This is a genomic window from Psychrobacillus sp. (assembly GCF_056205495.1).
In genome coordinates, this window is record NZ_JBAEAP010000381.1 from 1 (window position 1) to 13,070 (window position 13,070).

General features: G+C 38.7%; 13 protein-coding genes and 1 pseudogene. 8 read left to right on the top strand and 6 right to left on the bottom strand.

Annotated elements, in window-relative coordinates:
- Both AC06OU_RS11320 and AC06OU_RS11325 read right to left on the bottom strand, forming a co-directional pair.
- Positions 1 to 357 (bottom strand): annotated as a pseudogene (locus AC06OU_RS11320) (ankyrin repeat domain-containing protein); the annotation flags it as partial.
- Positions 344 to 1,861, bottom strand: a complete 1,518-nt coding sequence (locus AC06OU_RS11325) for a T7SS effector LXG polymorphic toxin (protein ID WP_475855857.1) — start codon at positions 1,859 to 1,861, stop codon at positions 344 to 346. The gene AC06OU_RS11325 and the pseudogene AC06OU_RS11320, both read right to left, overlap by 14 nt.
- 528 nt (positions 1,862 to 2,389) lie before the next feature.
- Between AC06OU_RS11325 and AC06OU_RS11330 the strand changes: the two genes are divergently transcribed.
- The 6 genes from AC06OU_RS11330 to AC06OU_RS11355 all read left to right on the top strand — a co-directional run bounded on the left by AC06OU_RS11330 (position 2,390) and on the right by AC06OU_RS11355 (position 8,077).
- A complete protein-coding gene (locus AC06OU_RS11330; RefSeq protein ID WP_475855859.1) occupies positions 2,390 to 3,544 on the top strand; it encodes an ABC transporter substrate-binding protein in 1,155 nt (384 codons plus the stop codon).
- Between the two features lie 68 nt (positions 3,545 to 3,612).
- The gene (locus tag AC06OU_RS11335) at positions 3,613 to 4,497 is read left to right on the top strand and encodes a branched-chain amino acid ABC transporter permease (RefSeq protein WP_169360078.1); all 885 of its coding nucleotides are present in this window, start codon (positions 3,613 to 3,615) and stop codon (positions 4,495 to 4,497) included.
- 7 nt (positions 4,498 to 4,504) lie between these two features.
- Positions 4,505 to 5,485 (top strand): branched-chain amino acid ABC transporter permease, encoded by a 981-nt coding sequence (locus AC06OU_RS11340; protein ID WP_475855861.1) that lies wholly within the window; start codon positions 4,505 to 4,507, stop codon positions 5,483 to 5,485.
- Positions 5,457 to 6,230 (top strand): ABC transporter ATP-binding protein, encoded by a 774-nt coding sequence (locus tag AC06OU_RS11345; protein ID WP_169360080.1) that lies wholly within the window; start codon positions 5,457 to 5,459, stop codon positions 6,228 to 6,230. The genes AC06OU_RS11340 and AC06OU_RS11345 overlap by 29 nt, the downstream gene beginning before the upstream one ends.
- Complete coding sequence (locus AC06OU_RS11350) at positions 6,223 to 6,933, top strand: ABC transporter ATP-binding protein (protein WP_340886962.1); 711 nt, start codon at positions 6,223 to 6,225, stop codon at positions 6,931 to 6,933. Before AC06OU_RS11345 ends, AC06OU_RS11350 begins: the two co-directional genes overlap by 8 nt.
- A gap of 19 nt (positions 6,934 to 6,952) precedes the next feature.
- The gene (locus AC06OU_RS11355; RefSeq protein ID WP_475855863.1) at positions 6,953 to 8,077 is read left to right on the top strand and encodes an alpha-hydroxy-acid oxidizing protein; all 1,125 of its coding nucleotides are present in this window, start codon (positions 6,953 to 6,955) and stop codon (positions 8,075 to 8,077) included.
- A gap of 169 nt (positions 8,078 to 8,246) precedes the next feature.
- Here AC06OU_RS11355 and hpaB read toward each other — a convergent pair whose 3' ends face one another.
- Positions 8,247 to 9,680, bottom strand: coding sequence for a 4-hydroxyphenylacetate 3-monooxygenase, oxygenase component (gene hpaB, locus AC06OU_RS11360; protein ID WP_475855865.1), 1,434 nt, complete (start codon positions 9,678 to 9,680; stop codon positions 8,247 to 8,249).
- 193 nt (positions 9,681 to 9,873) lie between these two features.
- Here hpaB and AC06OU_RS11365 point away from each other — a divergent pair, with 193 nt between their 5' ends.
- Complete coding sequence (locus AC06OU_RS11365; protein ID WP_475855867.1) at positions 9,874 to 10,218, top strand: hypothetical protein; 345 nt, start codon at positions 9,874 to 9,876, stop codon at positions 10,216 to 10,218.
- Between the two features lie 94 nt (positions 10,219 to 10,312).
- Here the strand turns inward: AC06OU_RS11365 and AC06OU_RS11370 are convergent, their stop codons facing one another.
- The gene (locus tag AC06OU_RS11370) at positions 10,313 to 10,939 is read right to left on the bottom strand and encodes a hypothetical protein (RefSeq protein ID WP_475855869.1); all 627 of its coding nucleotides are present in this window, start codon (positions 10,937 to 10,939) and stop codon (positions 10,313 to 10,315) included.
- Positions 10,940 to 11,133: 194 nt separating this feature from the next.
- The gene (locus AC06OU_RS11375; protein ID WP_475855875.1) at positions 11,134 to 12,018 is read right to left on the bottom strand and encodes an SDR family oxidoreductase; all 885 of its coding nucleotides are present in this window, start codon (positions 12,016 to 12,018) and stop codon (positions 11,134 to 11,136) included.
- A 165-nt stretch (positions 12,019 to 12,183) separates the two neighbouring features.
- On the opposite strand from AC06OU_RS11375, the gene AC06OU_RS11380 reads away from it, so the two are divergent.
- Complete coding sequence (locus AC06OU_RS11380; RefSeq protein WP_475855871.1) at positions 12,184 to 12,363, top strand: hypothetical protein; 180 nt, start codon at positions 12,184 to 12,186, stop codon at positions 12,361 to 12,363.
- A 60-nt stretch (positions 12,364 to 12,423) separates the two neighbouring features.
- Here AC06OU_RS11380 and AC06OU_RS11385 read toward each other — a convergent pair.
- On the bottom strand, positions 12,424 to 13,070 hold a 647-nt coding region (locus tag AC06OU_RS11385; protein WP_475855873.1), incomplete at its 5' end, for an SDR family NAD(P)-dependent oxidoreductase.

Here is a 13,070-nt window from a genome sequence, read left to right on the forward strand (position 1 = left end):
GAACTTATCTAAACCGTTTACTTCTATACCGTTTTCCACTAGCAGTCTCACAACTTGTTCCATGTATTCTTGTGGGCCTTTCATGACGTTAAAAAAGAAAGTATGTAGAGCATTCCTTTTATATAGAGCGTCTGTAAAAGAAATATCTACGCCATTTTCTAATAGGTACTGAATAATCGCTAGCTTATCATCGGGTTTCTCATAATTAAGCATTGCAGTAGACAATAAATTTAACTTACTATGTGTATTTATCTGATTTACTTCTCCATTATAGAAACTTTTAAATTCCTCAAAGGTTCCTTTTAGTACTGCATCAAACACATTTGTTATTTTCATATCCTTATCATTTCCCTTCAAATTTACGACTCCTATTTGCTCCAGGACTTTCTATCCTAAAGTTTTCGGGATTAAATTGGAACTCTTTCAACTCTTCTAAAGTTATTTCACGATTCCTATATTTTTCAAACATCGGATGATATTCATAGCCTTGTCGATGTCCAAAGTCTACTACACCTCTTCTTGGTTGACCAGGCTTCCAGTCCAGGACCTCCATTGTATTTGGATCACGTAAAATGCCATCAGGCCCAACATTGTTGTCATATACCTTCTGTTCAAATTCTGTTTTTTTGTCACCTGATAATTGTGGTCTTCCACGTGGTTTTCCATTTTTTATATATGGTCCATTTTCTATAGGAGGTAACTCATCTAATATTCTAGAAGCATCTCTAACCTTATCTGCCGCCTTTGAAGCATCAGCAGCGTTGTCTATAGCTTTGACTGCTGCCGAACCGCCTTTTACAAGTTTTCCAACAGGAATAGGGATAACAGAGGCGGCAGCTATTCCTTTATCTAAAAAGGATGCATTTGGATCTGTTAATGTTCTGATATCATCCATAATCAGAAAATCAGCGACCATTTCAAAACCGTTTTTATCCTCTGACTCCTGTGCTTCCTCTATCTTGGATACTATTTCATATTGAATTTGATCGGAATCGATTTCTTGAAACTCTTTTACGATAAGTCCATTGTCATAAGCATGATACCTGACAAACAACATAGTTTCATCCAGTTCCCCTTCAACTGATTTAATTCTACCATTTTCCATAATGCTCAGTATCTCCGGATCAATCTCCGTCCCTATTAATTCGTCTACGTTGTCTCCTGAAGTACAAGTAATCATTGGATATGTCTTCAAATCTACTATATCTTTTAATTCACTGTTCAACGTTAACGCTTTCCATTCGTTCGTCTCAAATCTAATATCCGTACGTCCGGATAAAAATAATGATTCAATCATAGAAACCCATTGATTCATCAAATTAATACCTTCCTCTATAGAGGATAAAGCATTTTTTTGAGAGGTATCAAATTCCTGAAGCTTGTCTATCGTTTCATCTTTATTTTTTCTTGCATTGCTTACTCCTTCTTGCACCAGACTATCATCTAAGTGAGGAAGGGGTACAATATCGCTAACTTGGTTCATAATATCATTTGATTGGTTAGTTAAGTCACTAGTGAGTTGAGAGATACTCGTAAGCCCTGTATCTATTTCGCCCTCCAAATAGGATTCCGCTATATAACCCTCTGTGCTTGACTCCAGTGATTCTAAAGCATTATTTATATTCACTAAGGTTTCTGAAAAATGTTGAGAAAACAATTGAAAGGTTTGATGAAGAGGGAGATGACACTCTTCATAAAAGGACTTAATCGCTGTACCTCCTTTTCCTTTTAGTACTTCGTCCATAGCTATTAATGCCTCGATAGATTGCTGTATAGCAGTCATTTCAGTTCTTAATCTCTCCTGTTGATTCCCTATCCGCTGAAGGCCATTTTCTAATAAGTCTACATCTAATATTTTCATAGTATGCTTTTCCTCTTAGCTCTTCTAACGACCTTACATCCATCCCCTGTTTGCTTGCCTATGAACATAAAACTCCACCTTAAAAAATTTAATATTAGTTATAATATTCCATTTTTGTATATAGAGGTAAAGTCAGAGCTCTGTTATAAACAACAAATAATTCTAAAGTAATTAAATTTTCAGTCTCATTATGATAAAAGACTCACGAAGAAGCTATCTTTGTAAATAAAAGCGTTTAGGTCAATCATCATCTTTTAGGACCGCACAATCGGAAGAAAAGTTGAATTTATGTAAGATACACCCTACTAGTTTTATACGTAATTATCTCTTATAGCTTTATTTTTAAATAATTTAATCTTATTAATCTTTTCTTTGAAACCTATATTTACATGACAAGTTCTAGATTTCGTATATCAATATATTATTATTTTATTATTTGAATTATTCAAAATATTAACTTTACATTATAGAGTTAATAGTTTTAATATAGATATATGTTTTATAAATCTTTTTCAGGGGGTTTGGGGTATGGGAAATGTTTTTAAAAAGTTATCAATTATTCTTACCGTTACGATGTTAGTTTTCCTAGCAGCTTGTGGAGCTGGGGAGTCTTCAAATGGAGAAAGCAGTAAAGACGCTAATGGCACGATTTCCGCCAAAATAGGAGTTATTTCTTACATGACAGGTCCAGGCGCGGCTTATGGGGAAGCGATTACAAATGGATTAAAGCTAGCTTTAGAAGAAATTAATGAAAAGGGCGACGTAAAGATTGAGCTTGTCATCGAGGATTCTGTCGGAAAACAAGAGCAGGCATTATCTGTTGGCCAAAAATTAATGAGTCAGGATGACATTGTTGCCCTTATTGGACCGACGTTAAGTACGGAAATGAACGTTGTTGGCCCTGAGGCTGACCTTAATGGGATCCCAATCATGGGGACTTCCACTACAGCAGCTGGCATCCCTCAAATTGGGGACTATGTATTCCGTAACTCTATACCAGAATCGCTGGCTATACCAGCTGCCCTAGAAAAGGCAGTAGATAAATACGGCGCTAAAAAAGTAGCCATTTTATATGGGAACGATGACTTATTCACTCAATCTGGATTCGATACGATGAAGGCTGAAGCTGAAAATATGGGACTAGAAATATTAACAATCGAGACGTTCCAAAAAGGACAGTCTGATTATAATGCACAGCTTACTAAGATTAAAGATCTTCAGCCAGATCTAATCTTGGCTTCCGCACTATACAATGAGGGTGCAGTAATCATGGATCAAGCGAGAAAAATGGGCATTGATGTTCCTTTTGTAGGAGGGAATGGTTTCAACTCACCTCAGGTAATTGAGATTGCTGGGGAAGCATCTGACGGACTAATCGTTGCAACTCCTTGGTTTGCTGATAAACCTGATGAAAAAGTGAAGGCTTTTGTAGAGAAATATGAGACAGCGTACGGGCACAAGCCAGACCAATTCGCTGCACAGGCCTATGATGCTCTTTATATTTACGCAGAGGCACTAAAAAATGCTGGGGAAGCAGATCGAGATGCACTCCGCGATGCTCTAGCTGAAATCAAAGATTTAGAAGGTATTCTTGGGAAGATTTCTTTTGACGAAGAAGGCGATGTAATCATGGACCCTACTGTACTAATTATTCAGGATGGGCAATTTAAATTATTTGAGTAAGTAAAAAAAATCTAATGATGATGGTAAGGGTGAATAGCCCTTACCTTATTTTGAAAGGGTGAGCTTTCATGCTTTTAGAACAAATTATTAACGGTATAACACTAGGAAGCATTTATGCTATTGTTGCCCTTGGATTTACACTTGTCTTTGGTGTACTCGGCATTATTAACATGGCTCATGGAGAAATTTTCATGATAGGTGCTTTTATAGGGGTGTTGGTAACTAGTGTATTAGGATTACCACTTTGGGTAGCATTTCTCTCTGCAGTAATCGTTACCGCTATCTTGGGATATTTGTTAGAAAAGATTGCACTTCGGCCTCTTCGAGGGAAACAGGGTGTTTCACATCTTGCCCCTTTAATCAGCACTATTGGGGTTTCCATCTTGTTGGAGAACCTTTCACATCATTTGTTTGGAGCCGGTAATCATCCGTTTCGACATTCTTTTGCACAAATTCAAATCCAAGTTGGTTCAATCACTATTTATTTAGTACAGATTTTAATCTTTGCGATTTCTATTACCCTTATGATCGTACTTTCGTATTGGCTCTCTAAAACGAAAGCTGGAAAGGCTCTGCGCGCTACTGCCGAAAACTTAGAGACCGCTAGTCTACTGGGTGTAAATACGAAACGTACTATTACAACGACTGTCATACTTGCCTCTGCCCTTGGTGGAATAGCAGGAATTCTAGTAGGTATGGCCTTTAACTCCGTTAATCCTCAGATGGGCTTGTCCATGGGCTTAAAAGGCTTAGCCATTATCATATTAGGCGGCATGGGAAATGTAAAAGGTGCGATGGTTGGAGGATTACTCCTTGGTCTTTCTGAAACAATGATTGTTGCCTACGGAGATTCTGGTTATAGAGATGCCGTTGCCTTCGTCGCTATTATCTTTATCCTTCTCATACGTCCACAGGGTATTTTCGGCAAGAAAACTGCTGAGGTAGGAAGGTGATGATCATATGCTAGGAGAAATTTTAAATCCATACTATTTACAGATTATCTCTTTTATTCTTATCAATATTATCTTAGGGATAAGCATTTACATAACGCTTTCCTCCGGCCAATTATCTTTAGGAAATGCAGGTTTCATGGGTATCGGAGCCTATACTTCTGCACTCCTAACTATCAACTTTGAGGTCCCTCTGTATTTGAGTATTGTTTTGGGGGCAATAGTTGCAGGGGCATTCGGAATTTTAATTGGTATTCCTGCATTAAGATTGAGTGGAGTTTATCTAGCTATTGCAACACTCGGTTTTGGAGAAGTACTTCGAGTAATTTTTGTGAACTGGGACTCAGTGACCAAAGGCTCGATTGGCTTGTCTGGTATACCTCATCTTGGTAGAGAGCTGTTTCAATTTTTAAGAGATTTAGGATTTGATCCCGATATGCTTGGACTTAAAAACAATCAAGCTATTTATTTATTAGTAGTACTTGTTTTATTGATCATTACTATATTTATTGTTTGGTTTTTTATCAGACAGAACAAGTCACGTGTCGGTAGAGCTTACGCTGCCATTAAAATGGATGAAAAAGCAGCAGAAGCAATGGGTATTAATATCACTTATTACAAAGTATTGTCCTTTACACAAGGCGCAATTTTGGCTGGTTTTGCTGGTGCTCTTTACGCACATGTCTTAGCTTATATCAGTCCTGCAGATTTTGCTTATCACCGTGCCATTGATATTTTAATCTTCTCCATTTTTGGTGGAAGCGAGGTTATATGGGGAGCAATATTCGGAGCAACCTTTATGACACTACTTCCAGAGGCATTACGATTTATTAGTGAATATCGATATATGATTTACGGGATTATTCTAATTGTATTGATGGCTTTCCGCCCACAAGGAATTATAGATGTTCCCGTATTGAATTGGCTAAAACGAACATTTACATTTAAAAGGAGGGATTCCAATGGTATTAGAGTTAAAAAATATAACTAAAAACTTTGGTGGAATCTCAGCCTTAACGGACGTCTCATTCCAAATCAACGAAGGAGAAATTTTCGGATTAATCGGACCTAATGGGGCTGGTAAAACTACCATGTTCAATATAATAACTAATATGTTCGCCCCTACCTCTGGAGAAATCTTATTTTTAGGGAAAAATATTTCAGGTATGAAGCCTCATAAAATCACAGATAAGGGAATCTGTCGTACGTTTCAAAACATTAGATTGTTTTCTCAAATGTCCGTCTTGGAAAATGTATTGGTAGGTGCCCATTGTCGAAATAAATCCGGTGTTTTAAAAAGTGTACTTAGAACAAAGTCACAAAAGCAAGAAGAGAAAGGTAACTACGAGGCGGCTTTGGAGCTGTTAGAGTTAGTGGGTCTTTCCCCATACGAGGAAACGATTGCAGAGAACTTAGCTTACGGCCAACAGCGAAGATTAGAAATAGCCCGTGCCCTGGCAAGTAATCCAAAGCTATTATTATTAGATGAGCCTGCAGCTGGTATGAATGAAACAGAAACAGAGAACCTATTTGAGTTGATAAAAAAAGTTCAAAAGCGTGGAGTAACAGTTTTACTGATTGAGCACGACATGCCTTTCGTGATGAAGCTTTGCGACAGAATTGCAGTTTTAAATTTTGGGAAGAAACTTGCTGAAGGTACTCCTACTGAAATTCAAAATAATCAGGATGTAATAGAAGCTTACCTCGGATCAGAGGAGGATGAAGAAATTGCTTAAGGTAACAGGAATTGAAACATTTTATGGAAAAATACAAGCTCTTAAAAATGTAAACCTTGTAGTAGAGCAGGGTCAGGTCGTCACCCTCCTCGGTGCAAACGGTGCCGGGAAAACTACAACGATGAAAACAATTACAGGCCTACTAAAGCCTCAGAAAGGAACTGTTGAGTTTTTAGGTGAGAACATTACTGGCATGAGACCTGACCAGCTTGTCAGAAAAGGTATTGCCCTTGTCCCTGAGGGAAGGGCTATCCTTTCTAGCATGACCGTTCTAGAGAACCTGGAAATGGGCGCTTATCACAGGAATGATAAGGATATAAAAAAAGATTTGGAAAATGTGATGGAACAGTTCCCTATTTTAAAAGAACGGGAGGACCAGTTAGGCGGTACCTTATCCGGTGGGCAGCAGCAAATGCTTGCCATCGCAAGAGCACTGCTATCCAAACCGAAGTTACTATTGCTAGATGAACCTTCTATGGGGCTAGCACCATTAATAGTTGCCGATATCTTTAAAATGATTCGCGAAATTAAAGCCAGCGGTACTACTGTATTATTGGTGGAACAAAATGCAAAGCAAGCACTGAAGGTTGCGGATTATGGCTATGTCATGGAAACCGGAAAAATCATTATTAACGGAGAAGCAGATAGCTTACTGGAAGACCCAAGAGTTGTTGAGGCATATTTAGGTAAGAAAACGAGTTAGTATTTAAGGAGGAGCTTATATGACCCGTTCTATTTCACAGCTGGAGTTACCACATTCAATTTCTCTTTTAGAAGAATTGGCCTCTAAATCTATTGAAACAGGACCGTTTACATACGTCCATAGTGGTGCTGGTAATGAAAGCACCCTTCGCGCCAATGAGGCTGCCTTTGAGGATTGGTGTATCGTCCCTCAATATTTAAATGATGTGAGCAGTCGAGACACCTCCACTACTTTGCTGGGAACTACCTTCCCTTCCTCATTTGCACTTGCACCAATCGGGGTTCAAAGTATTTTCCATCCTGAAGGTGAACTGGCTTCCGCACGTGCTGCTGCAGCATGTGGAGTCCCTTTTATAGCTAGTACATTATCCTCTTATCCTTTAGAGGAAATTGCCGCTAATCTAGGTGACACACCACGCTGGTATCAGTTGTATTGGTCCAATGATGAGGAAATGGCGATAAGTATGGTTCGTCGAGCAGAAAAAGCTGGATATTCTGCTATCGTCATTACGATTGACACCTCTCTTCTTGGAAATAGGGAGCGTGATTTAAACAATCGCTATTCTCCTTTAAAACTGGGAAAAGGGGCTGCTAACTACTTATACGACCCTGTCTTTCAGGGTCGATTTACTAACCCCCCTTCCGCTGACGATCCGGAGGTCATCAAAAGTATTGTTGATATTATCTTTAATCCTTCATTAACCTGGGAAAACCTTAAAACCATCAAGGAGCACACGAAGCTTCCTATTTTACTGAAAGGTATACTTCATGAGGAGGATGCAAGAAAAGCTTTACTCCATGGAGTCGATGGAATTATAGTCTCCAATCATGGAGGCAGACAGCTGGATGGGTGTATTTCATCCTTAGAGGCACTCCCGTCCATCGCGGAAGTCATTCAGGGGAATATTCCAGTGCTATTAGATAGTGGTATCAGACGTGGCTCTGATGTCATTAAAGCAAAAGCTCTTGGGGCAGATGTAGTTTTACTTGGCAGACCTTTCATCTATGGTTTATCCGTTGCAGGTGAGCATGGGGTTGAGCACGTCCTACGTAATATGATTAACGATATTGACGTTACTTTAGCGTTATCTGGTTGTGCATCGATGAACGAGGTTAACTCATCGCTTATTAGAAGAAAGAAATAAAGAGAAAAGGCAAGGATGCAGAAATAAGCATCCTTGCCTTTTCTCTTTATGTGATGAGTGAGTGGAACCGACCGATTATTCGCGGCGACCGACCGATTATGCACCATAACCGACCGATTCTCTTTTTGTTCGGTATTACTACAAGTCTGTTTCTAGATTCATTCCCCTATCACTTCAATATATCTTTTATACGTTGAACGTAAGGCTCTTTATCATAGGCAAAGTAGAGCTGGCTGGCTACTCGGATTGGATCTCCAAAGAAAAAGCGTTCATAGTGGGTTTGTCTTGTTCCGAAGGGGCTCATCGTAAGATCCCAAGCAAGGCGGAATAGCTTTACACGTTCTTCAGCTGGGGCTGCCTTTGCCTGCAAGTATTGATCGAGGTCCTTTCTAATCGGTGAGTTAAAATCATTTTCTGTCGGAATGGTCATGAGGCCACTAGCACCCAATAGCTGTATGATTTCCACTAGTCTTGGGTATACCTTCGGATAAACTGTGATAGCAGCGTGCAATGTAGCTCTATCTGGCTCCATTAAACCAAATCGATTTACTTTCGCATCTATTTCTGATTTCAATAATAACGCTTTTAAAGATTCTAATGCTACAATTACCTCTGCCGCCTTTTCCTGAACATGCTGATATTCTTCTATATTAATAGTTTTAATAATTGACTGGACAATTCCTAAGACAAGTTCAGTTTTAACAATCTGTCTAGATATTACCTGGTGTAGGGTGAACGATTGGAAGGAGCTGCTAATCATAAAATCATTGGCCGTCAATGGGTCATCATAAATAAATACACGGTCCCACGGGACTACTGCATCATCAAAAACCACAATGGTATCCATTTCATCATATTTGGAGCTCAGCGGATAATTAAAGGAAGAATCTCCTCCAACTAATGACTCCCGACATATAAATTTTACGCCCTTCGTGTTACTTGGGATAGAGAAGAAGTACCCTTTCCCTTCATCTAATATTGGTCCAATGGAATATACTAATATTTCATCCGTCATACCTCCTTGCGTTGCAAGCAGACGTGCACCCTTAATAATAATTCCTTCCTCATTTTCACCGATGACCTTAGCTGCAATTGGTTCTTTTTCATCTTCTAAATAATAGTAAGTTCGATTTACCTGTGGTTCAATAAAACTGTGAGTTAAAGTTAAATCATTTTCTCGTACATATTCAAAATAGGATTGGAGATACTGAGGGAAAGAGCTATTTTTGCCTTCCAGTAATTTTGCGGAAGACGCATAAGCCATTAAAGTTGTATTCATATAATCTGGACTTCTTCCCATTAGACCATTGGTCGCTCGAGCCCATTCCTGAACCATCAACCTTCTTTTAGCCAAATCTTCTTTTGTTTTTGGCTCTAAAAAAGACACGCCCACAGACTCTCCTGTAGTTGGGGAGGAATAGGTTAATATTTCTTTTAATTTTGGGTCATGCTGCATATCAAATAATGCTGCTTGGCTCTTCATGACCCCTTTGAAAGCGGGGTGTTCGGAAATCTTCCCCGTTACTCTTTTTCCGTCAACCCAAATTTCCGAGTTCAACTGATCTATCCGCTCTATATATTGTTTTCCTGTAATAGCAGGCATAGGCACTCTCCTAAATGATGCTTCATAATTGTTCTTTTCTGCTTATACTATTACGATTTTTCTTGAAAGGTGACAGTTTGGGAAGAGCTATCATTTGACTTCATATATTCAGTATTTTAGGATAATTATTTAAGGGATAACTTTTATTCCATGAAAAACGCTTCAAATAAAAATGATGAAGGAGTCCTGCAAAGTGAAAAAATTATTAATTGCTATCGTGGGATCTGTTATACTAGCTGGTTGCTCTGCTACTGAAGAGGAAGTATCAGATGTATCTCCCGTTGAATTAGAAGAGGAACTACCAAAAGAAAATCAAGACCTCCATGATTTTCCAGAGTATCCTATTTTAAATAATGTTATTGACCTGCAAGTATATGTAGCAAATATTGAGACTGATAACGAAGGAACTCGAGTGATTTTCTTTGAAGACGCTGATGGCAACAAAATATATAAAAGTGTGTTCGTTAAAAATGAGAGTTACTTAAAGGTTATAGAGCTAGAGGACGGAGAGGGAATTCTTTACAATGAGGTCATATAAAAACAGCCCCTAGAAAAACCTTAGGGACTGTTTTTTTTTCGTGTACTATATCCATGCAATAATTAGGTCTTGTCAATATGAATGTAGAAGATTCTTACTCCTCTTCTACCGTCTCTTTCTTTTCTTCTCCATCAACAAAATAGTTAATGGTATTTTCTTCCGTATCCACTTCAATTGGTTGGTCCACATCCACATCAATTCTTGAAGCAATTACTACTTCTTCTTCTTTAGAATATTTATAGGTTGCTAATGTTTTGTTTGTATCATCACTTTCTTGAGTAACAAGTACTTCAGTACCGTTACTGAAAGTTAGTTTGTCTTCTAATATTTCTATTTTCAAGCTATTATCAACCGGTATATTTTGAGAGATAGTCCATTTTTCTTCGCCCTCATTGTACTTTCCAATAAGCAAACCTTGGGGCTCCTCTTTAGCTTGTGTATAAGGAATAACTACTTCAGGGATTGTATCCTCATCAAATTGGACGATTACAGCTTGTCCAAATTCCGGCTCAGCTAAATCATTTTCCTCCCACCATTTACTTTGGTTAGATAATGCTAGCCATTCTTCATCCGTCACCTCTAGTGAAAATTCCTCATCTTCTACGACTGCTTCTTGCTTGGTTTCTTCAGTTTGGTCCTTTTCCTTCACTGTCGTCTCCTCATCAGAGCAGGCTGCAAGCAACAGAGTAAGAGCAGTGACACCTAAAATTCTCTTTTTCATAACAAATACCTCCTTTAAAACTGAATGCCCCTACGACTATTACAAAATTCGACATTCATTTTATCTATATAACCTAAACACATGGATGATAAACTCATTAAAGGAAAAATTAGTATTTCTATACTAATGTGCTAGTCGAAAAATTTATAAGCACAAAAGACCAAATCACAAGGACATGGTCTTAATAGAAATTTTTAAGAAGAAGTTATTTGCCCGCCATTAACATGAAGGGTTTGACCAGTGACAAAACGTGAATCATCTGAGGCTAGATAAACAAAGGTAGGTGCTAGCTCGAAAGGCTGACCTTGTCGTTCCATCGGGTTGCCAGCTTGTGTAACCTCATCTGCTGAAAAGCTAGCAGGAATCAACGGTGTCCATATTCTCCCTGGCGCAATTGCATTGACTCTAATGCCTTGGCTTACTAGGTTATTTGCAAGGGCGCGAGTAAACCCTACATTTGCGGCTTTAGTAGCCGTATAGTCCATTAAATGCTTATGTCCTTCATATGCAACGACTGAAGCAGTATTAATAATAGAGCTCCCGGGCTTAAGATGTGGTAAAGCTGCTCGCGTTGTGTAGAAATGGGAATAAATATTAACTTTAAACGTATCGTCAAATTGCTCATCTGTAATATCTAAAAGACTTAGCTGCTGGAACTGAATTCCTACATGATTACATAAAACATTTAACTGCCCAAAAGCTTGAACAGTTGCATCTACTATATACTTACAATGCTCCTTGTCTCGCAAATCTCCCGGTAACAGTAAACAACGTTGCCCAAGCTCCTCTATCCTATTTCTTGTACGATAGGCATCTTCGTGCTCATCAAGATAAGCAATGGCGACGTCTGCTCCTTCCTTAGCAAAGGCTATAGCTGCAGCCGCTCCCATCCCACTGTCTCCTCCTGTTATTAAGACCGCTTTGCCAAGTAACTTACCCGTTCCTGTATAGTTAGGATTCTCTATAATTGGCCTTGGATGCATCAGACTTTCCAGACCAGGCTGCCTTAACTGACGCTGCTCCGGTACCGTAATTGGAACTTCCTGAAACTTTGTTATTTTGCCGTAGTTTGGATTCATAGGGTACTTTTGATTGTGCTCATGTTGTTCGGACAATAATATCTCCCTTCTTGTTTAATCTTCGAACTACTTTATGTGAACTTACCTGTATCGGTGATAATAATCTACGTGCTGTGCCTACTTTTCGATAAAAGAATAAATTATTAATTAAAAGGAGGAATGCAGTTGAACAATCATTTGTTAATACTTAACCAAGGGGCAGAAACATTACTCACGAATTACTCAAGTGCAAAGGTAAATGTACAATATAACTCTAACTCCAAGCCCTTTGAACTACCCAAAATTGGAGCAAGACCCCCATTTTATTGCCATCCAAGCTTTGAAGCCTATTATCCGCTTCTTTAATAGCTATAAACCCCAAAGCCCTTCTTCGTGACGAGGAAGGGCTTCTTGAAGTCTTTAACATTATGATATTCGAGCTCTCCTTCCAACTTTGCAAACATAGTCCATTAGCTTACTATGTGCTAGTGGAAACAAAGAAAAAAAGATATCCATTGTTCGTCGCATTGGCATCGGACAAATAATGGGGTTATTGTGATGAACACCATTTATGGTAATCTTAGCTAGCTTTTCAGGAGTCATTAACTTTTGCTTTTTCATCTGTTGAATCATTTTATGCTTATCCATATTAATAGCTATAGCATTTGAAAAGATGGGCGTATCTACAAACGTGGGACAGAGTACACTTACTTTCACCCCATGTTCTTTTGCCTCATAATGCAACGAGGTTGTAAGCCCAATTACAGCATGTTTCGTAGCGGCATATGCTGCTGTCAGAGGAGAGGGCCCCATTCCTGCAGCTGAAGATGTATTTATAATATGACCGAATCCCTGCTCTTTCATGATCTTGTAGCCTATCTGTGTCCCATGTATGACTCCCCAAAGATTGATATTTACGATATGTTTCCAGTCCTCTATTGAAACATCATACAATTCACCATACATAGTAATTCCAGCATTATTGAACAGATAATCCAGTCTACCATGTTCGTTAAAAGTATTCCGAACCAACTCTTCCATACTTACTTGATCAGCTACGTCCACATATTTAT

Bases quoted from the DNA above. Each gene is read 5' to 3' on its own strand.
- AC06OU_RS11340 (WP_475855861.1), top strand. From the start codon at position 4,505: ATGCTAGGAGAAATTTTAAATCCATACTATTTACAGATTATCTCTTTT.
- AC06OU_RS11370 (WP_475855869.1), bottom strand. From the start codon at position 10,939: ATGAAAAAGAGAATTTTAGGTGTCACTGCTCTTACTCTGTTGCTTGCA.
- AC06OU_RS11325 (WP_475855857.1), bottom strand. From the start codon at position 1,861: ATGAAAATATTAGATGTAGACTTATTAGAAAATGGCCTTCAGCGGATA.
- AC06OU_RS11345 (WP_169360080.1), top strand. From the start codon at position 5,457: ATGGTATTAGAGTTAAAAAATATAACTAAAAACTTTGGTGGAATCTCA.
- AC06OU_RS11375 (WP_475855875.1), bottom strand. From the start codon at position 12,018: ATGAATCCAAACTACGGCAAAATAACAAAGTTTCAGGAAGTTCCAATT.
- AC06OU_RS11330 (WP_475855859.1), top strand. From the start codon at position 2,390: ATGGGAAATGTTTTTAAAAAGTTATCAATTATTCTTACCGTTACGATG.
- AC06OU_RS11335 (WP_169360078.1), top strand. From the start codon at position 3,613: ATGCTTTTAGAACAAATTATTAACGGTATAACACTAGGAAGCATTTAT.
- hpaB (WP_475855865.1), bottom strand. From the start codon at position 9,680: ATGCCTGCTATTACAGGAAAACAATATATAGAGCGGATAGATCAGTTG.
- AC06OU_RS11355 (WP_475855863.1), top strand. From the start codon at position 6,953: ATGACCCGTTCTATTTCACAGCTGGAGTTACCACATTCAATTTCTCTT.